Consider the following 22,325-nt stretch of genomic DNA (forward strand, 5'->3'; position numbering starts at 1 on the left):
ACATAAAAGATGAAACTTTTATTTCCATTAATGATAATGCTGTTTGGAATCCAGATTTCAAACGCACAAAAAATCCTTGAAAAATTAGGGGACAAAGCCATCGATGCAGCAGAAAAAACTGTTGAAAGGCGTGTCGAAAAAGAATCTTCCGAAAAAACCGATAAAGTTTTAGATGGAGTTTTCGAAGGGAAAAAGGACAAAAAATCTAAAAAAGACAAGAAAAACAAAAATAACAAGGAAAATTCTTCTGAAGAAAATAATAACTCCAATTCATCTTCTTCAAAATCAGTCAATAGAAGTTCAGATTTCGAGCCCGGAAATCAGGTTTTAGTAATGGAGGATTTTGTGCAAGATGCCATCAATGATTTTCCTGCGAATTGGAATACAGACGCTTCCGGAAAAGTTGTGACGATTTCTGATTTAGATGGAAAATGGTTGGAATTGACCACAAATGGTGCATTCATCATGCAGTCTGTGAGGTCTTTACCTGAAAATTTCACATTTGAATTTGACCTTTATGTTGCGCCTTCCTTTTCATATTACGACCAGCCTTTATGGTTGGGAATGGTGAATTTGAATTCACAGAAAGAATTTCCGATCTGGAAAAGATTTTGGGAAAAACGAGGAAAAGAAAAACGAAACGGAGTGCTTTTGCAGATGCATCCGCAACAAGAAGGCGGTCAGAAACTCGGATTCAGTGAATATGAAATCTGGGAACACGGAAACAAACCTTTTTCCAATGTTTTGAAAGGAATTAAAAATTTCAACTTAAACAATAATAATTTGGTCAAAGTTCAAATTTGGCGACAAGGAAAAAGACTGCGCGTTTATTTCGGTGATGAAAAAATCTGGGATCTGCCTCAGGCTTTTGATGGAAATTCTAAAATCAATTCTTTGATTTTCAGTAGGGGAGAAGCGAAAGAAGGAAATTATTTTTACTTATCCAACATTCGATTGGCGACCAGCGGAGAAGATGTGCGCTCCCAAATTTTAAAAGACGGAAAATATTCGACCAACGCGATTTTGTTCAATTCAGGTTCTTCCAAATTAAAGTCAGAATCTGATTCATCCATCAAAAAAATTGCAGATATTTTGAAAGAAAATCCCGATTTGAGGCTTAAAATCATCGGGCATACAGATGCGGATGGTGATCAAAATGCCAATTTGAGATTATCAAAAGAAAGAGCCGAATCGGTCAAAAATGAATTGATAAATATATATGGCATCAATTCTTCTAAATTACAAACTGATGGAAAAGGCGAGAGCGAACCGGTCGCAGAAAATTCAACTTCTGAAGGCAAAGCGCAGAACAGAAGAGTAGAATTTATCAGAATAAATTAGAATCCTCCAAATCTATAATTGAGAGCTGTTTCGTTTCTGAAGCAGCTCTTTCTCGTAGAAGTCAATCCCAGAGGCTTTTTTGGAAAGGTTTTTGATTTTTGTTAGAATATTATTAACTAAATATCATTAAATAACTGATTGTAAATTAATTAAATTATGAGAAAATTAATTCTTCCATTTTTAGTGCTAAGTTTTTTAGTAACATTTTCGTGTAAATCTGAAAATTCATCTGATGCATCAGAAAACGTAAGTCAGGACGATGCAAACGAAATCATTGGCTACAATAATGCTCTTATCAAATTAAATGACGCGCAGCATAAGTACCTTGAAATTATCAATAATAATCTTGGTAAGATCGAAACTGGATTGCAAAATCCAAATGACCGATTTGCTTTTTCGGGATTATTTCCACCGACTTATTTTAAACCTGTGTCAACTTTTAACGAGCCAAAGGCTGAAGAACCGGGAAATGCTTTTTCAAAAGAAGATCGTCAATTTTTCAAATCCAATATAAAGACTTTGAATGAAACTTTTCAAAACGTTCAAACTAAATACGAAGAATTAAAAAATTATCTGAAAGCAGAAGATTTCAAAGACGATAATGGTGCAAAAGGGAAACAGTTGATAGGAGAAATCGATGCTTTTATCGCAAATTACAACAAGACAAACGAAGCCATCACAGCAAAACTGTCAACAGTTGCAGATGGTGCTGAAAGAAAAATCCTCAAAGACCATCCTTTGAAAGACTACATTTTTGCTTTCAAAGATGATTCAAAAGCCATCAATGAATTTGTAAATATCGCTTACGAATCACCTGAAAATTATAAATCCATCGAAACCAAATTACAAGCATCTTACGATAAAATTGAAAAATTAAATAAACAACATACAGCGATGACAGCTCCTGACGGGAAAGAATTTCCAGGTCGCGATGGTTCTTTCAAAAGATTCAATGATGAAATCAATGACTTTTTGGTAGATGCCCGAAAAATTATGAGAGAAGCTTCAACCAGTGGAGAATTGACAGAATACAATTTGGAATCCTTTAGCCGAAACGAAGAATCAATCAGAAATGCTTATAACAATTTCGTTGATTAATTATTTTCAGAAAATAACTCTTCCATTCGGTCAATCATGTATTGAGGACAACGGACGGGACGTCGGGTTTTCATGTCGATGAATGCAAGGACACAATTCCCAATTGTTAATAACTCTTGCTTTTCATTGTAGATTTCATACTCGAATTGTATGCGTGCGCTCCTCGGAATTTCCAAAACAGTAGTTTTGATTTGTAAGACCTCATCATAGTATGCAGGTCTTACAAATTTTAAATTTAATTCTACAACTGGAAGCATGATGCCGCTGTCTTCCAGTTCTTTATAGGGAAGCCCTATTTCACGGAAGAATTCAACTCGTGCTACCTCGCAATAAGTCGCATAATTTCCATGATAAACAACACCCATTTGATCTGTTTCACCGTATCTTACACGTAAAGAAATTGTTGACGAAAGCATGTTAAAGTTTTACATTAAATTAATACAAAGATATTTTTAAAAAGTCAATACCCCATCTGTTTTTTTTACTAAAAATTTGTTAGCAATTTTGTTACGGCAAAAAATTCTACTACATTAGTAGAATTAATGAAGATTATATCTGCTGAAACTAATTATTAAATCATTTAGAATACTAAATTAACTATGGGAAAAACTGCCGAATCGGTCTGGAAAAATTGTTTGAATTTCGTAGAGGATAACATTCAGGAACAAGCTTTCAAGACTTGGTTCATTCCCATTCAGCCTGTGAAATTAAATGAAAATGTGCTCACTATCCAAGTTCCTAGTAAGTTTTTTTACGAGTGGTTGGAAGAGCATTATATAAAACTGTTGAAAATTTCTTTGCAAAAAGAACTAGGAAAGGAAGCTAAGTTGGTTTACAGCATCGTGATGGATCAGAAATATTCCGGAAAAGAAGCTTATACTGTTAAAATTCCGAGTTCAAATAAAGAAAAAATGCTGCCTCAGGAAGTTGATGCACCTATGCCTATTGACAGCAAAAAAGTTAAAAATCCGTTTATTATTCCCGGATTGCAGAAAATCAAAATTGATTCTCAATTAAATACAGGATATAATTTTCATAATTTCATAGAAGGAGAAACCAACCGTTTGGCGCGTTCTGCCGGAAAAGCAGTTGCGAAACGTCCGGGCGGGACTTCGTTCAATCCACTGTTCATCTATGGTGGAGTAGGATTAGGGAAAACGCATTTGGCACATGCTATCGGTTTGGAAGCGAAAGAAAATCATCCAGATAAAACCGTTTTATATGTTTCTACTGAGAAATTTACACAACAATTTATAGAAGCTGTACGAAATAACAACCGAAATGATTTCATTCATTTTTACCAAATGATTGACATTCTGATTATGGACGACGTTCAGTTTTTGTCCGGCAAAAAAGCAACGCAAGATGTTTTTTTCCATATATTCAATCACTTACACCAAAGAGGTAATCAGATTATTTTGACTTCTGATAAACCACCAGTGGATATTCAGGACATGGAACAGCGATTGATTTCCCGTTTCAAATGGGGTCTTTCTGCAGACTTGCAGGCACCTGATTATGATACGCGATTGTCAATTTTGAATTATAAAATTGAAAAAGACGGAATCGAAATGCCGGAAGATGTTTTGGATTACATTGCAAAAAGCATCAAAACCAACGTGCGCGAACTGGAAGGTTCTTTGAATTCAATCATTGCACAGGCAACGCTCAACAAGAAAGAGATCACGCTGGAATTAACGCAGAAAACTTTGTCAAATTTCATCAACAATACAAGAAAAGAAATTTCCATCGACTACATCCAGAGAACAGTTTGTGATTATTTCAAAATTCCAATTGACGAAATTCAGTCAAAAACCAGAAAGCGAGATGTGGTACAGGCGAGACAATTAGCGATGTATTTTGCGAAAAAATTCACAAAAGCATCTTTGTCAAGCATTGGTTCTCAGATAGGAAACCGCGACCACGCAACGGTTCTTCATGCTTGTAAAACCGTGAAAAATTTATCAGAAACCGATAAAGTTTTCCGTGGGTATGTTGAAGAATTGAGCCGCAAAATTTCAGTTGAATAAATTTCAACAAAAATAATTGACCATGAAAATTTTAATGGTTTGCTTAGGGAATATCTGTCGGTCGCCGCTGGCAGAAGGTATTTTACGTTCTAAACTCAATGAAAGATTTCACATCGATTCGGCAGGCACCGGAGATTGGCATGTCGGAAATTGTCCCGATAAACGCTCTGTTTCTGTTGCGAAAAAATATGGAATTGATATTTCCGCACAGCGTGCAAGACAATTTAATCCGAAAGATTTTGATGAATTTGATTTGATTTATGTGATGGATGAATCGAATTTTCAAGATGTGATTTCATTGGCAAAAAACGAAAACCACAAGTCTAAAGTTAAATTGATTCTGGGAGATAAAAATGTTCCCGATCCTTATTACGGCGGCGATGAAGGTTTTGAAAATGTATTTCAAATACTGGATGAAGTTGCTGCTCAAATTGCCACAAAAATTTCTAAAAAATGAATTCAGTGAAATTGTATTTGATTCCGACACTTTTGGGAAATGATGATTTCGAAAGATCAATTCCCAGATGGAATTTAGAAATAATAAATTCAATTAATGTCTTTGTGGTTGAAAATGAGAAATCTGCCAGAAAATTCATCAAAACAGTTTTACCTGAAAAGAAACAATCGGAACTTGAACTTCATTTATTAAATAAAAATACGAGCGATTCTGAATTATCTGAATTATCAAAATTACTTTCAGGAAATAGAAATATAGGGATTCTTTCCGAGGCCGGATTACCTGCTGTTGCTGATCCAGGAGCGAAATTGGTGCGATTGGCTCATAAGAAAAATGTTGAATTAGTACCTTTGGTTGGGCCTTCTTCTATTCTTTTGGCATTGATGGCTTCCGGTATGAATGGTCAGCAATTTGCATTTCATGGGTATCTCCCGATTGATAAATTTGAACGTAAAAAATCAATCCAAAAATTAGAATCTGACAGTCGAACCAATGGCTGTACGCAGATTTTTATGGAAACGCCTTACAGAAATAACCAGCTTTTAGAGGATTTGGTTAAAACCTGTAATTCTTCGACTTTGATATGTGTTGCTTGTAATTTGACAATGGAAGATGAATTCATTTCCACCAAAACTGCCAGAGAATGGGCACAAAAAAAGACGGACTTTCATAAAAAGCCCGCCATTTTTTTATTAGAATCTTAATTAATTATTATTTCGTTTCCGGTGCCTGACCGATCAATTCCATAAACTCATCTAACTTAGGAGTAATGATGATTTGCGTACGACGGTTTCTAGCTTTACCTTCTTCTGTTGCATTAGTTGCAATAGGATTGTACTCGCCACGTCCGCCGGCAGTCAAACGTTTAGGGTCAACTCCATGTTGGTTTTGTAATGCCTGAACCACAGAAGATGCACGAAGCGTACTCAAATCCCAGTTGTTACGGATGTTTGCTTTGTTAATAGGCACATTGTCAGTATTACCTTCAATTAACACGTCATAATCTTTGTAATCTTTGATGATTTTAGCAATTTTAGCAAGTGTTTCATTTGCTGCAGGGCTGATTTCGTAGCTTCCTGATTTGTACAACATATTATCAGAAAGTGAAATGTAAACCACACCTTTTAATACCTGTACATCAACTTCTTTCAAGTCTTCTCTGCTCATAGAACGTGTCAAGTTGTTTGTCAACACCATGTTCAAAGAGTCATTCTTTCTTGTAATTTCAGTTAAATGCTTGATGTATTTGTTGGAAGCGTTGATTTCATTAACCAATTTCTCAATATTTACGCCACCCTGTTTGCTTCCCGCCAAACAGTCGGTAAGTGCATCTTGCAATCTTGCTAAATTGCTTCTTTCGGAAGCTAGCTGATCCTGTAAGCCTTCAACACGGGATTTTGTAGAAGCCAGTTCAGTTTGGCAGCCTTGATTTTCTGCAAATACACTATTGAATCTGTTTTGTAGCTCGTCATATTTCTTCTGAGGTACACAACTTGTTAAAACAACCGCCGCGAAGGCAGCTACTGATAAAATGGATAATTTCATAAAAATTTATTTACTTATATTTCAACTAACGATATTTTACAGGTTTTAGTTTGTTGGATTTTAACATTTCTTAATCCGCAAATTCTATTCCAAAATTTTAACAAATAAAAAACCCGGGTAAATTCCCGGGTTTGAAACTCTTTTTTTATTCTTAACTCTGTGGAGGAATGTACAATACCTGCCCTGGATAAATTTTGTCAACATGAACAAGCATTGGCTTATTTGCTTCGAAAATTGTATTGTATTTGTTGGGATCACCGTAAACTTCTTTCGAAATTTTTGAAAGATTGTCACCACTTTTTACAGTATACATCGTTTTAGAGAGGTCTGGCAATTCAAATTTTAAAGGTTCAGCCAAAGTCAAATTGTCATCAACTCCTTCGACTCCATCTACATTCCCGGCAGCAGTCAATAATCTTTGTTTTTCATCTAAATTTTTTGCTGTTCCTGAAACTTGTATTTTGTCTCCCTCAGCTGTGAAAGTTACTTTTGATAAGTCAAAGCCATATTTAGATACGTGTTCTTTAACTTTTTGTGCTTTTTCTGCTGGAGTTTCGGAACCTCCGAAAACTTTTTCACCCGCATTTTTAATGAACGAAAATAGTCCCATAATAGTTTAATATTTTTTTTGGTTAATAATTAATTAAAGGTAAAACAATTTTTATTCCATTTTAATTTTGTTAATAAATTTAATTTAGATTTAATTCTGACTTCATTTTGCAGAAAACCGTTGAATTCTCTAACTTGCAACGACTTTACAAACATGGCTACAAAAATTCTTTTAATCTACACAGGAGGTACAATCGGAATGGCTAAAGATTATTCCAATCAATCCTTGAAACCATTTGATTTTGAAAATTTAATAAAATACATTCCGGAATTATCTTTAATTGACAGTGAAATCAGTTATACAGGTTTTGATAAACCGATTGATTCATCTGACATGAATCCAAATCACTGGATTGAATTGGCAGAAATCATCAGTAAAAATTATGAAAAGTATGACGGATTTGTAGTTTTACACGGAACTGATACGATGGCTTATACCGCTTCGGCAATTAGTTTTATGTTGAGCGGATTGCAAAAGCCTGTAATTTTTACAGGTTCACAATTGCCTGTAGGGGATTTGAGGACAGATGCTAAAGAGAATCTAATTACCTCGATTCATTTTGCATCTTTGCATGAAAATGGCAAACCGAGAATTGGTGAAGTTTGTGTTTATTTCGAATATAAATTATTGCGCGCAAATCGTACCACAAAAATAAATGCGGAAAATTTTGATGCATTTGAATCTCCGAATTATCCCGATTTAGGTGAATCGGGAATTCATTTAGACGTAAGAAAACACGTTTTAAGAACTGAAAATGAGGTTCGATTCTCTGTAAATAAAAATCTAAATACCGAATTGGGATTAATTAAAATTTTTCCTGGAATGAGTCAGGCTTTTATCGAAAACATGTTTGATACGCCCAAGCTTAAAGCAATGATCATCGAAGCATTTGGTTCAGGAAATGTATTTTCACAGGATTGGTTCAAAGATTTACTTCGAAAAAAATCAAATGAAGGAATGTACATAATAGTCAATACGCAATGCGCCGGTGGAATGGTGGAAATCGGTCGTTACGAAACAAGCGAGATTTTTGTGGAAATCGGAGCGCTGAACGGATTTGATTTGACGACTGAAGCTTCGGTTGCCAAAACGATATTTTTGTTAGGTCAAAATTTAACTCCGGAAGAGTTTAGAAATCAATATGAAAGTGATTTACGGGGAGAATTGACCCATTTGACTGAATATTAATTACGCATTTTTTGCGTATAACCTTTTTTTACTTAGTTTTGCAAACCCAAATAGAGAGGTGTCCGAGTGGTTGAAGGAGCTACCCTGGAAAGGTAGTATGCGGGTAACTGTATCGAGGGTTCGAATCCCTTCCTCTCTGCAAATAAGAAATTTACTTAAGTTTAGTTGAGATTTAAATGCGCTGAAAATCAGCGCATTTTTTATTTCATTACAATTTTTCGAATCATCTAAACTCAAATAAAATTAAAAAATACGTCCTTTTTACCGTCCCCTTTTATTATCTTTATCGATAAATAATTCAAGATGGCAAGTGTAACTTTTGTATTGAAGGAAAATAAATCTCCTACCTCTATAATCTTGTTGTTCAGGTATGATAACAAAAGAGTGAAGATTTACACCAAACAGGTTGTTGACCCAAAGTTTTGGGATAAGCAAAAACGAAGGGTGCGGAATTCAATTAAAGCTGATTTTTCTATTAATGGAACCTTAAACGAAATGGAAAATGTGATTCTGGAACTTTTTGAAAGGATTACACAGGAGTTTGGTCGGAAACCGGAGCCAAAGGAATTAAAGAATCTCTTTGAACTGGAATATTTTGAGAGCAAACCCCAGTTTTCCAAAAAGAAACATAAATCTTTACTGGAAGTGTTTGATGAATACGAAAAACGGATGCTTGCGGAAAACAAGCCAAAATCGGCAGAAAAATACAGTGAGGTAAAAAAGGGATTAATCGAATTTGGCAAAAAGTATAAATATGAAATTCAATTTGAAACCATAAATGAAAATTTCAGAAATGATTTTATTGAATATATGCGTACGGAAAAACTCTATGCAGAAACAACTATCCACCGCAAACTTAAGTTTGTAAAAACAATTATTAACTACGCTATTGACTGCAAATACATCAGGGAGATGAATATAAATTTGAAACGGTTTGTTACTCCCTATACAGAGGCGGATACCATATCATTAACGCAGTCAGAGTTGGAAGAAATTGAGAATCTGGATTTATCCAAAAGCCCTAAACTTGACAGGGTAAGGGACAAATTTTTATTGGGTTGTTACACAGGGTTAAGATTCTCAGATTTTATCAGAATCAATAAAAATCATATAGAAGATGGAAAATACCTTGTAATTAAACAGAAGAAGACTGATAAGATAATCACACAACCATTTTGGAATTCCGTCAAACTTATATTTGAAAAATACGAGTATAATCTTCCCAAGCCTATTTCGGAAAGTAATTTCAATTCTTATTTAAAGGAAGTAACTAAGCTGTGTGAAACTCTCAAACGAGAGCAGGAGATAAAGCAGAATGTAAAAGGAAAAGTGGTCAGGATAACTAAACCTCGACATTTGTTAGTTACAAGTCATACTGCACGCCGGACTTTTTCAACCTTGAAGGCAGAAAGTGGTTGGGATTTAGAGGATATTTCGACTGCTACTGGACACGCAAGTATAAAAACGCTCAGAACTTATATCAAACTAAATGACAAGCAGAAAGCAGACCGTCTTGCAAAAATTCATGACAATATGGAAGAAAAGAAGCAGGGGAAGAATAAAGAAGCAAAGGTTGTTCAAATGAAGGTGTCTAATTAAATTTTATATTAATGGAATCCTATAAATATCAAGAACTGAGGAAACGGAATAAAGAGGCTGCTATACGGTTTTCTCGGATTTACCAATCTAAAAACTTATCGGAATACAATCTAACGTCGGATGAGAGAGAACGTGAAGCAGAGTTTATTAAAAAATATATGGATAGCTATTCTAATAAAGTTGGGATTTTGTTTTCTGAAATAATTACGGACAAGGAATTTTCGGCAGAGGAAAAGGAAACGTTTGTAAAGGAAATGTTTAAACCTCATCTTGTTCAGTTTTTGAGAATTTTTGAAAGAATGAGAAATGATGGGTTCAAAACAGGAAACCATATTGGCGGAAAAACATACGATTCCTATCTGATGGAAAAATTCCTTGAGGTGGATTTTGGGCATTTTGTGGATAATGAATATAAGATTTCTGAGATTGCTCGTCTGTATCAAAATAATGATATTTTGTCCAATTATTCACCGCTTCTTACTTACTTAAATACTACATACAATTCAATAATGAATCATGATTACGATAATACAATTTTTGTAAATAAAGTAGCTTTAGATTTGCTCAATGAATTTATGAAAGAATTTTGTATTGATCCCTACAGTGATATTAGTTTCATTTTTCAACAGATGAAAAAAGATCATTTGCTTAGGAATGTTCCTCACAAAGAATTTATGTGTTGGTTGAAAGATGAGAAACTAATCCGAGAAAAAGATTATGATAAAATTTACGGCATAGGAAATTTTAAATCACTTGATAAATCAACCAGTAGTGCAAGACTAAATCATTATTTTAGACTCAAAGAAAAATATCTGGAACTATAATTCCGGAAATCGGAAATAACAGCCATAAATCGGAAACCGAGTAAACTCAATTTTGTGCCAAACAAATAACAATGGTACAATTTATAACACTTTCGGTAGATGATTTAGAAGCGATTATTAAACGGTCAGTTTTAGATGCTTTAGGTTCTCAAAATCCAAGTAATCAGTTGGACGATGATGAATTCTTCACTCGAAAAGAAACTGCCAGAAAACTTCATATATCACTCGGCACATTAGACTCCTATTCTAAGTTAGGGCTTATAAAAGCAGAGAAAATCGGACATCGTGTTCTCTACAAAAAATCTGAGATAAACGAGGCTCTGAGAGAGAAGATAAACTCGATAAAATTCAAGTCTAAATAGTAAGGTTGTGATAGACTATCAAGTTAGCAAGGTTACGCACCTGCCTAAGGATTTATTAGATAGATATTACCGATCTGAAAAAAATATGATACCATTTGAATGGAGAGGTACTATGTACAAGCCAATTTATCACAGTGGAAATGAACTATTAGTAAAAAGTTTTAATGCAGAGTTAGAAGGAATAAGATTAAATCTAAGAAATGATGAGTTAATTGTCAGTAATTCTCTCCATAAATTTCAAAAGGAAAATAATTACTCAGACTTTGCTCATTCAGAGTTAGTTGAAAGTATAGATAGATTGTCTGAATTTTTGGGTATCAATTCAAAGCTGTTCAAACTTTCAAAGCTGGAAATAGGTGTAAATACTGAAACTGAATATGCTGATGAATATTGGAATTCAATATTGCACTATAAAAATAAACCATTTAATAGTATGTTGAAAGGGACGAAGGCTTATGGTAAAAAGATAATTATGGAGCAGATAAGTGTAAAATCTTATAATAAAACAACGGAAAACTATTTACATTATGGTGAGGCAATTAGAAGAAACTTGTTAAGAACTGAAATTGAACTTAGAGGTAAGAAGCAAATGGTTGTTGCTCCGAATTTAGAATCTTTAAAGAGTAAAGATGTAATATGTAAATTGAGAACTAAATTTCTTTATTATTTTGAGCGAATTATTTTTGATGAATTATTTGATTTGAAGGGGATTAAAAATCAGGATTTAGAACTTTTGTTTGCTGGTAAAAATTCGGATTATTGGAAAACCTTCAGAAAAGTCAATATGGAAAGTTATAAGAAACGTAAACAAAAATATAATCGCCTGCATTCCGAGCGTAAAATCGAAAGTTTCAATGATGAAATATTTTTACAAATAATACAAAAAATGGATTATTTGATTAATGAATAATTTGCTTTTTCCAAACATGCTATATGTGTGGAAAAAGGGGAACATAAATAATAACTACAATTAATCCAATAAATATTATTTCAGAGTTGAGACAGTGAGACAATCATTAAAAAATGATAAATTCTTAGAAAGAAGTAGAAAAGTAGGTGTAGAAGAGAATAAGTTACATTCTTAACCTCAAAATCTTGAGACAATTGAAATGTAGTATGTTTTTTGAGGACTTGTCTCGCAAATTTTTTCAATCTGTCTCATTAAAAATAAGGTAATTAATTGTATTGTAGGTAGTTTGTGGCAAATTTGAATTTTATAAAATAAATATTTAAAAGCGATAGTGTAGAGTCAGATGAAGCTATTTTCAATTTTTAATTTAGAGAGAAGGAATAAAGTAACTTTATTATCTTTGTTCCAGATAAAAATATAATAAAAGACCTTTTAAAGGTTTTAGAATATAGTACTTTTTAAAAGTCCTTGTTTACAGGAATCGGCAAAATTCATCAAACAGTTAGGACGGATATAATAAAGTACGCCAGTTTGGCGTACCTGCTCCGTTATTTCTGTTTAGGCTTTGCCGAGCCTCTGTAAGCTAACGTGATGCACGGTACGCTTTTTTTATTGCGTTTACGGTTTCCCGTAAGGATTTCCAAAGTACTCAAACTAATTTTGAAAATTTTAATGCAAATCAATAATAATTTGTGTTAGATGAATAAAATTTTAGGAAATCTATGAATACTATAAAATACGAAAAAAGTAACCTACATATATTCAGCTTACATATTGTTAGCCTTTTGATTGGGAGTGCTATTTATATTCTTTTTAGAACCTCTACTCTTAAAATATTCTCGTGGTTTGAGGCAATCGGAATTAATGTTATTGAGAGCAATTTGAGAAAAAAAAGCGTTCTCATTTCTCAATATTTTCCTGATTGGTTCTTGTATTCACTTCCTGATGGTTTGTGGATTTTTTCATATGTATGTCTAATGCTTAGCATCTGGAGAAAGTCGATTTCCAAACAAAATACATTTTGGATAAGTATAGTGCCCTTAGTTGCTATAGGATCAGAAATATTACAATTTTTTGGATTAGTACAAGGAACTTTTGATATGGTAGATGTTCTCTGTTATTTGATAGGTTTCTTTCTACCCTTTTTAATTTTAAATAAATCAATTAATTATAAATTTTAAAACGTAAATTATGAAAAGAAGTGTAAAGCACTCAATCTCAGCTATGGCTTTAGCATCATTCATGTTCATTGCATTTGGAAGTATGGATGATGACAAAAATGAATCAGATTCAAGTTCGGGAGGGACATCCGTAAATGCAGATGTCTCAACTACTAAAAAAATTGGAGAAACTTTACCCACAAAGTATTTTGATGTAACCGTGAATTCAGCAGGTGTTGATGACAGAGTTAATACTGGAAACGAATTTTCTAATCTTCCCAGAGAAGAAGGAACTCGGTATTTGATAATTAATACCACTTTCAAAAATACAAGTAATGAAAGTAGAGCAATTTTTGAAGGAGAAGTATTAATAAATTATAATGGGCAAGAATATTTGTATGACAAGTCTGAAGTTGTAATGGCTGAGGGTTGGGGTTTATTCTTTGACCAAATTAATCCTTTAACTTCAAAAACTACTAACATAGTTTATAAAATACCTGCTGAAATTAAAGGAGTAGCCTATTATAGACCAGGACGTTCAGGTAAAAAGGATTTAATTGAACTTGGAAATATAGAATAACGAAGAAACTAAAAATATTAATAAAAAGCGAACAGCAATGTTCGCTTTTTTGTTTTCTATCATCTGTTTTTTATATTAACGATTATATTTGCAGCACACAATATGAGGATATTATAATTTGACGTCATTTTCAGAACACGACACAAGAGCCAAGTTTATTGACCCACAGCTAAAATCGGCTGAATGGGAAGAATCTTGTATTGTTCGGGAATATTACTTTACAGACGGTAGAAAACTTTCTGGAAACAAGAGAGGAGAACGCTTATTTGTAGATTATCTTTTAAGATATAAAAATGTCCCATTGGCAATAATTGAAGCTAAACGCTACGATAAACAGCCAACAGAAGGCTTGCAACAAGCCATTGACTATGCTCAAAAATTAAAAATTGATTTTGTTTACTCCAGTAACGGTAAGCAAATTTATGAGTTTTGTATTTCTATGGGAAAAGGAGATTTTATTTCAAATTATCCCAACCCTGAAGAGCTATACAATAGGATTTTCATTCAAAAAAATGGTATAAAAGAAAAACTACTAAGTATTCCATTTTACCTGACTGGGGATTTTAAACCTCGATATTATCAGGAAATTGCGGTAAATAAAGTTGTAGAAGCAATTGCAGAAGATAAAAAACGTATCCTTTTGACTTTGGCAACTGGAACAGGAAAAACTTTTATTGCGTTCCAAATAGCCTATAAATTGTTTACAGCTCGTTGGACTGTGGACAAAATGGAGCGAAGACCGAAAATTCTGTTTTTGGCTGACCGAAATATTTTGGCTGACCAAGCTATCAACACATTCAATCCTTTAGAAAAAGATTTGGTAAAAATCAATGGGGATGAGATAAAAAGTAGAAATGGGAAGGTTCCGACCAATGCCAATGTATTTTTTGCCATCTATCAGGCTATTGCTGAAAAAGAAAATATTGGAGGTTTTTACAAACAATATCCCACTGATTTTTTTGACATTGTTATCATAGACGAATGTCATCGAGGTTCTGCCAATGAAAATGGTTCTTGGAGAGATATTTTAGATTATTTCAGTACAGCTGTTCATTTAGGACTTACAGCAACTCCGAAACGTAACGATAACGTAAACACTTATAATTACTTCGGAAAACCTGTTTATGAATACTCTCTCAAAGATGGAATTAATGACGGATTTTTGACACCTTACAAAGTCAAACGTATTAGAACCAATATTGACGAATACATTCCAACAAAAGACGACATTGTAGTAAGTGGAGAGCTTGAGGATAGAATGTATGGACTTTCAGATTTTGAAAATAAAATTATTGTTGAAGACAGGACGGACTTAATAGCTCGGGCAATTCTGATGAATATCCGAGAAATGGATAAAACCATTGTGTTTTGTGTCAATCAACAACACGCTTTGATGATGCGAGATGCAATCAACAAGCACAAATCTGTAAACGACCCACATTATTGTGTGAGAGTTACAAGCGATGAAGGAGATATTGGAAAACAACTTTTGGAGAGATTTCAGGATAATGATAAAGACATTCCTGTAATTCTTACCTCATCTCAGATGCTTACCACTGGCGTAGATGCCCGAAATGTAAGAAATGTTGTTTTAGTTCGGGTCATCAATTCAATGGTAGAATTTAAGCAAATTGTAGGTAGAGGAACTCGTGTTTTTGACAATAAAGATTTTTTTACTATTCTCGATTTTACGGGAGCAACAAATAATTTTTATGATAAAGAATGGGACGGATTGCCAGATGAAGAAATCATAATTGATGGTGGAGATGATGTAAACCCCAAACCACCAACAAAGCCAAAGCCTAAACCAAATCCAACTGGCGATAATGACGATACAGGCGATGACGGCTTCATAACACCTGAACCGCCAAAAGAAAAAATTGTAGTCAAACTAAGTAACGGACGTAATCTTCGTATTACAGACATAGAAATTCGTTACGTTGGAGATGATGGAAGACCGCTTACAGTTTCTGAGTTTTTGGAAAAGTTAATTGAATTTTTACCCAATTTATTCAGTAGTGAAAAACAACTTCGAGAATTGTGGAGCAAGCCCGAAACAAGAGAGGAACTTCTCACGAAATTAGGACAAACAGGTTTTGACGATGAGCAAATTGAAACGCTCCAAAAGATGTTTGAAGCAGAAGAAAGCGATGTGTTTGATTTGCTTGCATTTATAAGTTACAGTAAAGAATTGGTAACAAGAACGCACCGAGCAGAAACCACCAAACAGAAATCAGATTTTTTTAAAACATACGAAAATGAAAAGGCTCAACAATTTTTATATTTTGTATTAGACCGATACAAAAGAGACGGAATTGAAGAGTTGAAAAGAGATAAACTTTCCGAACTCATTCAGTTGAATGGATTAGGAACAACGCAGGAAGCTGCCAAGGTTTTTGGCAATGCGAATAATTTAATTAATGCCTTTTACAAATTACAGCAAGTAATGTATCAGGCAGTGTAAGGATATGAAAGTAGTGAATTTACAATCAAGAATAGACAGAATTACAGACATTCTCCGCAGAGACGATGGAATAAGCGGAGCAATGCACTATACCGAGCAAATCAGTTGGATTTTATTTTTAAAATATCTACACGATTACGAAGAAACTAAAGCCTCTGATGCTCTCATTGATGGCAAACAATACAAATACATCATTGACACCAAGTTCCGTTGGGATAATTGGGCTTATCCACTCAAAGAAGATGGAATGTATGATTTGAAAGGAGCAATGGGAGGAGATGACCTCATCCAGTTTGTAAACAACGAACTGTTTCCTTACTTGCAAAGTTTCAAATCCAATCCGCAGGAAGTAAAAACTGTAAAATATAAAATTGGAGCAGTTTTCGAGTTTATCAATAACCGAATTGCAAGCGGACACACACTAAGAGAAGTCATAGAAAATATTGCAGACCTTAGTTTTCAAAGTCAGGAAGACTTATTTGAGCTAAGTATTATTTATGAAAACCTGCTCAAAGGAATGGGAAGCGATGGCGGAAATTCAGGGGAATTCTACACGCCTCGTCCTGTTATCAAAGCAATGGTTGATGTGCTTGAACCAAATGTAAATGATACCATTTATGACGGTGCGGTTGGAAGTGCAGGATTCTTGATTCAAGCATTTGATTACGTGATACAAAAGAAAAATGAGTACAGCACCACTCAATTAAAACACATCAAAGAAGGGATGTTTTTCGGAAACGAGAAGACACCTTTGGCGTATGTAATGGGAGTGATGAATATGATTTTGCACGGTATCGAAAGCCCGAACATCTACAAGCAAAATACGCTTACCCAAAATATCCGAGATTTTCAGGAGAAAGACCGTTACTCCGTAATCCTCGCCAATCCGCCTTTTGGTGGTAAGGAAAAGAAGGAAGTCCAAAATAATTTTCCAGTTGAAAGTTCTGCAACAGAATTATTGTTTTTGCAACATTTTATGAAAAAATTGGCTTTGAATGGAAAAGCAGGTATTGTCATTCCCGAAGGAGTTTTGTTTCAAGCCAATAACGCATTTACGGCTGTAAAAAAGGATTTGTTAGATAATTTTAATCTTCATACGGTATTGAGTTTACCAATGGGTATATTCTTACCATATAGCCCTGTTAAAACGAGTATTTTATTTTTTGAACGTAAAGGCGGAACACAAGATGTTTGGTATTACGAAATTAATTTAGAAAAGAAACTCACAAAAAATAAACCGATACAATACGAGCATATTGCTGACTTTGTAGAATTGTATAAAACACGTGCTACAACAGAAAATTCTTGGCTTGTAACCGCTGACGAAATACGAAAGCGTAATTACGATTTGAGTGGTAAAAATCCAACAAAGCAAAAAGAAATAATCCATCAATCTCCAAACGAAATTTTAGCAGACATCCAAAGCAATGATAAAAATATCAATTTGCTTTTGGCTGAAATTGACAACTTAATTCAGAAAGGTTATGAAAGATAAGTTGCCAAAAGGTTGGGAAGAAACTACATTAAATGATGTTTGTGAAATTATTACAGATGGCACACATCACACTCCAAAATACGAAGAGAAAGGAGTTATCTTCCTATCGTCTAAAAATGTAACTAAAGGACAAATCAATTGGAATGATGTTAAATATGTGTCTGAGGAATTGCACAATCAACTACAAAAAAGAGTATCTCCCAAAATCAATGATATACTTTTAGCTAAAAACGGAACTACCGGAGTTGCTGCAATCGTAGACAGAGAATTAGTATTTGATATTTATGTGAGCTTAGCTTTACTTCGCCCCAAAAATGATATATTACCCAAATTCTTGCTTAACTTCATAAATTCACCTAAGGCAAAAGAACAATTTAATTCGAGGCTAAAAGGGGTTGGTGTCCCAAATCTTCATTTGAGGGAAATCAAAGAAGTTAGTCTTAATATACCTTCCCTCGATGAGCAAAAGCAAATTGTTTCAGTTTTAGATAAAACTTTTGAAAAATTAGACCCAACGATTGCTTTGATAGAAGAAAATATCCAAAAATTAAAACAACTTAATGAAAGTGTTTTAGATGAGGTGTTTAGAAACTCTGATAAGTTTGTTTCCTTTTTAGATTATGTATCTGTGAGTCGAAAAACCATAACTCCCGAACACGATAAAGAATATAGTATAATTGGACTTGAAAATATCGAAAGTAATTCAGGGAAACTGGTGAATTTTAAGCCAATTAAGGGTTCGGAGAGCATTAGCAGTAAAGTTATTTTCAAAAAAGAAAATATTTTATATGGCAAGTTAAGACCATATTTAAATAAAGTTTATTTGGCTGAATTTGATGGAATTGCAACAACTGAAATTATTCCATTTACAGTAGATAAAAATATGTTCGACGAAAAATATATTTTGTATTTTTTGAGGTCTCCTTTTTTCTTGGAAAAAGTGAATTTGAGTTGTTCGGGAGCAAGAATGCCAAGAGTAACTACTGAATTTTGGAAGACATTATTAATTCCATTCCTCACAATATCTGAACAACAACGCATAGTTGAGTATCTAAATCAAACAACCGAGAAAAATCAAAAACTAAACCTACACTACCAAAATAAATTAGAGGCTTTAAAAAGGCTAAAAAACAGCGTATTGGATAGTGCGTTTAAAGGAGAGTTGAGGAGAGCAAAAGTTATTCCTATTACTCAACCAGTAATTGATCCATATTTTGCACGAACTAAGAAATTCAATGCAAAGAAAAAAGCAGATAAACAAGCGATGATTATTGCCCTCGCATTGGAAGCTCACGAAAAAATTGGAAAATCATTATACCGAACAAAAGGAGAAAAAACAGTTGAGATTCTTGAAAAACACCTAAATTTAGATTTTGGAAGAGAAGCAATAAAAATGACTGCTGGACCCGCTGATTTTAAGCATTTGGTGAACGTAGTAGAACCTTTGGCAAATGAAAAAAAATGGTTCTACACGCAGGAAATAAAAGGAGAAAATTACGATGGTCATAAATACATAAAAGCCGAAAATTTTAATCCATTTATGATGAGATGTGTACAAGATTTGAAAACTAATTTGAATGAAGTAAAGAGAGTCATCAATCTTTTTGCAGATATGAAAACTACCCGAATTGCGGAAGTCATTGCAACTACCTACACAGGTTGGAATAACTTAATTGTCCGAAAATCTCACATTGATAGCGATGCTATAGTGTCAGAAGCAAGAGAAAACTGGCACGAAGCAAAACTGAAAATTGACCGTCAAGAATTTTTTGATGCAATCGAATGGTTGAAAAAGAATAATCTTACTCCCAAAGGGAATGGGAAAGAAGTAAATTAAATAGACTTATGGAAGCAAGACAATTAGATTTATTTGACTATAATGGTTTACCGATTATACATTCCGTTGTAGAGGCATTTCCTGATACTGAGTTTGAAGAATTAGAATACAAATCGGCACAAGGTGGACTTCCTAATGATTTTTGGAAAACCTATTCAGGTTTTGCAAATACTGCGGGGGGTATTATCATTTTGGGTGTTTCAGAAAAAATTGGAGTTTTGAGAATTGATGGACTTACAAATGAAAATATCCAAAAAATTCAAATAGATTTTTGGAATTCTGTAAATAACCCCGATACGGTCAACATTAATCTTTTAAGAAATGAGGATGTAAGAGTACTGGAAACGGAAGGGAAAAAACTACTTGCATTTAATATTCCATTAGCAAAACGGAATGAGAAGCCTATTTTTTTAACTAAAAATCCCTTTAAAAATACATATAAGAGAAATTTTGAAGGAGATTACAAGTGTACAGATGCTGAGGTAAGGAGGATGTTAGCTGATGCCGATACTACATTGCATCACGACAGTCGTATCTTGGAAAATTTCACTTTAAATGATATTGATTTGAATAGTTTGAAGAAATACCGCCAACTTTTTTCTGCTAATAATTCGTCGCATCCTTGGTTAGTTTTGGATGATAAAGAGTTGTTAAGAAAACTTGGAGGGTATAGGATTGATAGAACTACTAAAATTGAAGGGATTACTTTAGCAGGTGTTGTGATGTTCGGAAAAGAGGCAAGTATAACTGATAGAGAGTGTGCTCCTAATTTTTTTCCAGATTTCAGAGAAATATTATCAGATGACGAAAATATACGATGGACAGACCGTGTATATCCTGATGGTACTTGGGAAGCTAATCTGTTTGAATTTTATATGAAAGTTTGGCCTATAATATCATCAAAACTTCCAAAACCTTTTCAAATCGAGAAAGGAAGAAGAAAAGATGAAACCCCTACTCATATTGCATTGAGAGAGGCATTTGTAAATAGTTTAGTTCATACTGATTATTCAGCCCCCGGAAATATCATAATAGAAATGAGAAAGGATAGATATACTTTTTCTAATCCGGGAACTCTTTTAGTATCCAAATATCAATATTATAGCGGAGGAATAAGTGAGTGTAGAAATCCTAATCTTCAAAAAATGTTTATGATGATGGGAAGTGCTGAAAAAGCAGGAAGTGGGGTCAATAAGATTATGTCGGGTTGGGAGTATGCTCACTGGAGAAGACCTTATATTGAGACTTTTACACAACCTGATAGAGTGGAGTTGAATTTGCCAATGTTCAGTATGATTCCAGAAGAAACCTTATCTGAATTGAAGCAAATCTTTGGAGAAGATGTTATTTCAATTGGGAAGGATCAATTAATAATCCTATCCTTCTGTCAAATTGAGGGTGAAATAACTAATAACAGATTGCAAAATAATCTACAAAGACACAAAGTTGATATTACTCAAATGTTGCAAGATTTATGTAAAAAAGGATATTTAATATCTGAAAACAGCGGAAGATGGACCACATATCATCTCAATAAAAATTTCAATGTGGACACCTCAAATGTGGACACCTCAAATGTGGACACCTCAAATGTGGACACCTCAAATGTGGACACTTCAATTTCCATCAAAACTTCCTCTTCAAAATTAACTGATAAAATATTATTTTTCTGTCAAAGTGATTTTAAAACAATTAGAGAAATTGCTATTTATGTAGATAGAACCGAAAAACATTTAAAGAATAGGGTAATCAATCAACTGGTAAAAGATGGTAAATTAAGCAGAAAATATTCTGAATTACCAAATCACCCAGAGCAGGCATATAAAAAATCAGAATAAAACAATTGATCTCTAATTAACAAGCAATAACCGAAAAGCGGTTGAGTCTATAATATGGTAAAATTTTTAATTTTAGATATTCAAATGCTATTCTGAGTTTATATAAAAAAAATACCTTGCAAACTGTGTTGAGAAAATACGAACTATTTGGAAATAGAGTAAACAATGTTTTAAGATAGATAAATAAACAGCTCTGTATGGTATAGAAAGTAATCACAATTTCAACTGCCTAAGTTGAAAATTTAAAAATAAGTCCCCTTTTGCGTCCCTTTTTCTAAATAACATTCAATTTTATTTATGTAACTAATTTTATTTCAATTTATTATAACTAAAACAGTTTAATCCCTTCCTCTCTGCAATTACAAATGGCACTATTGTAAGACGAATGGCGCTTTTTTTGTCTCAAAATTTGAGTTATATTTGGGCTGATTCAGATTGTAAATTTTATACTTCATTAAATTTAAATCATTATCATTTTGAATCAAATTCAATTTTATTACTTTTAGAATTCATTAAACTTATGTCAAAAAAGAAAATTCTATACATCGATTTAGATGGTGTGGTTGTGGATTTAATGCTTGAAGTCGAACGTGAACTCAAGGCAGATGATCAAAATTACAAAGGAATAGATGAGCTTATAGATAATTCCGAAACCGTTTTTCTAAATGCCCCACCAATGCTTCATGCAATTGAAGCAATCGAAGAACTGGAAAAATATTATGATGTTTTTATACTTTCTACTGCGCCTTGGGGCAATATTCATGCTTGGTCACAGAAAAGAATCTGGGTCGAACGTCATTTACCTTCTCTTTATAAAAAACTAATCCTAACTCACCGCAAAGACTTACTCAAAGGTGATTTCCTTATTGACGACCGCACCAAAAATGGTGCTGCCGAATTCTCAGGTGAGCATATTCATATTTTTGAACCGAAATTTCCTGATTGGGACAGTGTTCTAAATTATTTAGTTCCTAAAAATTAATATTA

General features: G+C 33.6%; 19 protein-coding genes and 1 tRNA gene. 17 read left to right on the top strand and 3 right to left on the bottom strand.

Annotated features, from left to right (window positions below; genetic code table 11):
* Nucleotides 1-9: 9 nt before the first annotated feature.
* The gene (locus tag B8977_RS10880; RefSeq protein ID WP_084017750.1) at nucleotides 10-1,341 is read left to right on the top strand and encodes an OmpA family protein; all 1,332 of its coding nucleotides are present in this window, start codon (nucleotides 10-12) and stop codon (nucleotides 1,339-1,341) included.
* A 156-nt stretch (nucleotides 1,342-1,497) separates the two neighbouring features.
* Entirely contained in the window at nucleotides 1,498-2,439 is a 942-nt protein-coding gene (locus B8977_RS10885) for a DUF3829 domain-containing protein (protein ID WP_084017751.1), read from the top strand.
* Here B8977_RS10885 and B8977_RS10890 read toward each other — a convergent pair.
* A complete protein-coding gene (locus B8977_RS10890; RefSeq protein WP_084017752.1) occupies nucleotides 2,436-2,855 on the bottom strand; it encodes an acyl-CoA thioesterase in 420 nt (139 codons plus the stop codon). The genes B8977_RS10885 and B8977_RS10890 overlap by 4 nt on opposite strands.
* Before the next feature lie 183 nt (nucleotides 2,856-3,038).
* On the opposite strand from B8977_RS10890, the gene dnaA reads away from it, so the two are divergent.
* Genes dnaA through B8977_RS10905 form a run of 3 tightly spaced genes read left to right on the top strand, consistent with a single transcriptional unit; the run spans nucleotide 3,039 to nucleotide 5,630 of the window.
* Nucleotides 3,039-4,469: a chromosomal replication initiator protein DnaA gene (gene dnaA / locus B8977_RS10895; RefSeq protein ID WP_084017753.1), complete on the top strand. Its 1,431-nt coding sequence runs from the start codon at nucleotides 3,039-3,041 to the stop codon at nucleotides 4,467-4,469.
* A 22-nt stretch (nucleotides 4,470-4,491) separates the two neighbouring features.
* Nucleotides 4,492-4,926, top strand: a complete 435-nt coding sequence (locus tag B8977_RS10900; RefSeq protein WP_245828539.1) for a low molecular weight protein-tyrosine-phosphatase — start codon at nucleotides 4,492-4,494, stop codon at nucleotides 4,924-4,926.
* Nucleotides 4,923-5,630 (top strand): SAM-dependent methyltransferase, encoded by a 708-nt coding sequence (locus tag B8977_RS10905; RefSeq protein WP_084017754.1) that lies wholly within the window; start codon nucleotides 4,923-4,925, stop codon nucleotides 5,628-5,630. The genes B8977_RS10900 and B8977_RS10905 overlap by 4 nt, the downstream gene beginning before the upstream one ends.
* Nucleotides 5,631-5,637: 7 nt before the next feature.
* On the opposite strand, the gene B8977_RS10910 is transcribed toward B8977_RS10905, so the two are convergent.
* Together B8977_RS10910 and lysM are read right to left on the bottom strand one after the other, a co-directional pair.
* Nucleotides 5,638-6,471: an OmpA/MotB family protein gene (locus B8977_RS10910; RefSeq protein ID WP_084017755.1), complete on the bottom strand. Its 834-nt coding sequence runs from the start codon at nucleotides 6,469-6,471 to the stop codon at nucleotides 5,638-5,640.
* A gap of 151 nt (nucleotides 6,472-6,622) precedes the next feature.
* On the bottom strand, nucleotides 6,623-7,081 hold the full coding sequence (gene lysM, locus B8977_RS10915) for a peptidoglycan-binding protein LysM (RefSeq protein WP_084017756.1): 459 nt from the start codon (nucleotides 7,079-7,081) through the stop codon (nucleotides 6,623-6,625).
* A 153-nt stretch (nucleotides 7,082-7,234) separates the two neighbouring features.
* Between lysM and B8977_RS10920 the strand changes: the two genes are divergently transcribed.
* From B8977_RS10920 to B8977_RS10980, 12 genes are all read left to right on the top strand, one after another.
* Nucleotides 7,235-8,269 carry an asparaginase gene (locus B8977_RS10920; RefSeq protein ID WP_084017757.1) on the top strand — a complete coding sequence of 345 codons (1,035 nt, stop codon included), beginning with the start codon at nucleotides 7,235-7,237 and terminating at the stop codon, nucleotides 8,267-8,269.
* Between the two features lie 52 nt (nucleotides 8,270-8,321).
* Nucleotides 8,322-8,408 (top strand) — tRNA-Ser (locus B8977_RS10925).
* Nucleotides 8,409-8,653: 245 nt separating this feature from the next.
* Nucleotides 8,654-9,868 (top strand): tyrosine-type recombinase/integrase, encoded by a 1,215-nt coding sequence (locus B8977_RS10930; protein WP_159447486.1) that lies wholly within the window; start codon nucleotides 8,654-8,656, stop codon nucleotides 9,866-9,868.
* An 11-nt stretch (nucleotides 9,869-9,879) separates the two neighbouring features.
* Entirely contained in the window at nucleotides 9,880-10,692 is an 813-nt protein-coding gene (locus B8977_RS10935) for a hypothetical protein (RefSeq protein WP_084017759.1), read from the top strand.
* 71 nt (nucleotides 10,693-10,763) lie between these two features.
* Nucleotides 10,764-11,054 carry a helix-turn-helix domain-containing protein gene (locus tag B8977_RS10940; protein WP_084017760.1) on the top strand — a complete coding sequence of 97 codons (291 nt, stop codon included), beginning with the start codon at nucleotides 10,764-10,766 and terminating at the stop codon, nucleotides 11,052-11,054.
* 7 nt (nucleotides 11,055-11,061) lie between these two features.
* Nucleotides 11,062-11,964: a hypothetical protein gene (locus B8977_RS10945; RefSeq protein WP_143736468.1), complete on the top strand. Its 903-nt coding sequence runs from the start codon at nucleotides 11,062-11,064 to the stop codon at nucleotides 11,962-11,964.
* Nucleotides 11,965-13,155: 1,191 nt separating this feature from the next.
* Complete coding sequence (locus B8977_RS10955) at nucleotides 13,156-13,704, top strand: DUF4352 domain-containing protein (protein ID WP_084017763.1); 549 nt, start codon at nucleotides 13,156-13,158, stop codon at nucleotides 13,702-13,704.
* A gap of 118 nt (nucleotides 13,705-13,822) precedes the next feature.
* Nucleotides 13,823-16,168, top strand: a complete 2,346-nt coding sequence (gene hsdR / locus B8977_RS10960; RefSeq protein WP_084017764.1) for an EcoAI/FtnUII family type I restriction enzme subunit R — start codon at nucleotides 13,823-13,825, stop codon at nucleotides 16,166-16,168.
* Nucleotides 16,169-16,172: 4 nt separating this feature from the next.
* Nucleotides 16,173-17,663, top strand: coding sequence for a type I restriction-modification system subunit M (locus B8977_RS10965; protein ID WP_084017765.1), 1,491 nt, complete (start codon nucleotides 16,173-16,175; stop codon nucleotides 17,661-17,663).
* Nucleotides 17,653-19,500, top strand: a complete 1,848-nt coding sequence (locus tag B8977_RS15100; RefSeq protein WP_084017766.1) for a restriction endonuclease subunit S — start codon at nucleotides 17,653-17,655, stop codon at nucleotides 19,498-19,500. Before B8977_RS10965 ends, B8977_RS15100 begins: the two co-directional genes overlap by 11 nt.
* Nucleotides 19,501-19,508: 8 nt before the next feature.
* Nucleotides 19,509-21,338: an ATP-binding protein gene (locus tag B8977_RS10975; RefSeq protein WP_084017767.1), complete on the top strand. Its 1,830-nt coding sequence runs from the start codon at nucleotides 19,509-19,511 to the stop codon at nucleotides 21,336-21,338.
* A 520-nt stretch (nucleotides 21,339-21,858) separates the two neighbouring features.
* Nucleotides 21,859-22,320 carry a 5' nucleotidase, NT5C type gene (locus tag B8977_RS10980; RefSeq protein ID WP_084017880.1) on the top strand — a complete coding sequence of 154 codons (462 nt, stop codon included), beginning with the start codon at nucleotides 21,859-21,861 and terminating at the stop codon, nucleotides 22,318-22,320.
* Nucleotides 22,321-22,325 lie beyond the last annotated feature (5 nt).

Source organism: Moheibacter sediminis (genome assembly GCF_900176425.1).
Classification (GTDB): Bacteria; Bacteroidota; Bacteroidia; order Flavobacteriales; family Weeksellaceae; genus Moheibacter; species Moheibacter sediminis.

Coding starts and splice junctions, on each gene's coding strand:
- B8977_RS10965 (WP_084017765.1), top strand. CDS start 16,173: ATGAAAGTAGTGAATTTACAATCAAGAATAGACAGAATTACAGACATT.
- lysM (WP_084017756.1), bottom strand. CDS start 7,081: ATGGGACTATTTTCGTTCATTAAAAATGCGGGTGAAAAAGTTTTCGGA.
- dnaA (WP_084017753.1), top strand. CDS start 3,039: ATGGGAAAAACTGCCGAATCGGTCTGGAAAAATTGTTTGAATTTCGTA.
- B8977_RS10890 (WP_084017752.1), bottom strand. CDS start 2,855: ATGCTTTCGTCAACAATTTCTTTACGTGTAAGATACGGTGAAACAGAT.
- B8977_RS10975 (WP_084017767.1), top strand. CDS start 19,509: ATGGAAGCAAGACAATTAGATTTATTTGACTATAATGGTTTACCGATT.
- B8977_RS10980 (WP_084017880.1), top strand. CDS start 21,859: ATGTCAAAAAAGAAAATTCTATACATCGATTTAGATGGTGTGGTTGTG.
- B8977_RS10880 (WP_084017750.1), top strand. CDS start 10: ATGAAACTTTTATTTCCATTAATGATAATGCTGTTTGGAATCCAGATT.
- B8977_RS10920 (WP_084017757.1), top strand. CDS start 7,235: ATGGCTACAAAAATTCTTTTAATCTACACAGGAGGTACAATCGGAATG.
- B8977_RS10910 (WP_084017755.1), bottom strand. CDS start 6,471: ATGAAATTATCCATTTTATCAGTAGCTGCCTTCGCGGCGGTTGTTTTA.
- B8977_RS10940 (WP_084017760.1), top strand. CDS start 10,764: ATGGTACAATTTATAACACTTTCGGTAGATGATTTAGAAGCGATTATT.
- B8977_RS10955 (WP_084017763.1), top strand. CDS start 13,156: ATGAAAAGAAGTGTAAAGCACTCAATCTCAGCTATGGCTTTAGCATCA.
- B8977_RS10935 (WP_084017759.1), top strand. CDS start 9,880: ATGGAATCCTATAAATATCAAGAACTGAGGAAACGGAATAAAGAGGCT.
- B8977_RS10900 (WP_245828539.1), top strand. CDS start 4,492: ATGAAAATTTTAATGGTTTGCTTAGGGAATATCTGTCGGTCGCCGCTG.
- B8977_RS10885 (WP_084017751.1), top strand. CDS start 1,498: ATGAGAAAATTAATTCTTCCATTTTTAGTGCTAAGTTTTTTAGTAACA.
- B8977_RS10905 (WP_084017754.1), top strand. CDS start 4,923: ATGAATTCAGTGAAATTGTATTTGATTCCGACACTTTTGGGAAATGAT.
- B8977_RS15100 (WP_084017766.1), top strand. CDS start 17,653: ATGAAAGATAAGTTGCCAAAAGGTTGGGAAGAAACTACATTAAATGAT.